Genomic DNA, 1,150 nt, shown 5'->3' with positions numbered 1-1,150 from the left:
ATCTCACCAATAAATCAGCCAAATGCAGGACGGAGCGCCCAAGTCGATCCAGCTTAAAAACCGCGACACTACCGCCGGAGGATGAGGTCTCTAACATCGCTTCACATCGAGCGGTGATATTAGTGTTCGGTTGCCAACCACGCAAGATACGTCAACTCCGCGTTATGCAATGCAAACACGAAAAACTGCTCAGCCAATCTAACATATTCCTAACAAGGATGATCTAAATAATCCTTAAAACAAGATAATTAAACTTTTACAATTTCAAGATAAGAACTGATTTTTTATTTTAGATATATGAAGAACCACAGTATCAAATATTTATTGAATATTTATTTGATATTATGTATAAAGGGAAATATTTAAATAAAGTAGATAAAAAAATGTTAAAAAAGATATTTATTGCAGCAGCAATTTCAGCAGGTGTGCTTGGTGCGCTGGGCGAAATGGATTATGCTATGCATCACCAGAGCGCAACTGAAACTGACAGTCCCTTGCCTACGAACCTATTGAACCTTCAATAGATTTACGTAGTCTTCGTGGATGATGTACCCGCGCTTTTTGTTGCGTGTCATTGTGTACATTTTTGCTTCAAAATTACTCTCAAACCGGACTTGAAAAAGATAGGTTTTCATTTGCCCCTTTTCTGTAAGGGGCAAATTCATGTCAAAGGTTTTGAATTGAGGATAGCAACGCTCTGCTTGCCAGTATCCGCTTGTCAATTCTTTTCCAGATTGGTTGTATAAATTTGCGTAACCATTAGGTGAGAAATGAATTGTTTTTTTGCTTTCACCAAACTCCCAGCGACCAAGAATTATTGTGGCCGGGCTTTCAAACAACATTCGCCAAACATTGTTAATAGAGGTGGGGCAGCCTGAGGCAGACACAATGTATGCGTCTTCTACATGAGTTTCCGCTAGCGATTCAAAAGGGAGCATTGTGCACAACAGGCCGGACAATAATGCTAAATTATTAAATCGCATAGGAACTGTTCCCCAAACTAAAATCAACTTAAGATTACATAATAAGAAAAGTACCTAAGAAATAGAGCTTAAAGCAACGATTAATCATCAAGCGTGCAATAGAGAAAAACATCACCCTCCCTCAAGCCGCCTTTAACCCCTCCCGCTCAAACGCTCGCTCTACCGTT

1 protein-coding gene is annotated in these 1,150 nt (G+C 39.6%); it reads right to left on the bottom strand.

The features are described from left to right. Positions 1-506: 506 nt before the first annotated feature. Positions 507-983, bottom strand: a complete 477-nt coding sequence (locus tag TALK_RS21845) for a hypothetical protein (protein WP_139833915.1) — start codon at positions 981-983, stop codon at positions 507-509. Positions 984-1,150 lie beyond the last annotated feature (167 nt).

It is taken from the genome of Thalassospira alkalitolerans (assembly GCF_002115745.1).
GTDB lineage: Bacteria > Pseudomonadota > Alphaproteobacteria > Rhodospirillales > Thalassospiraceae > Thalassospira > Thalassospira alkalitolerans.
This window is presented reverse-complemented; position numbering and strand designations above follow the sequence as displayed.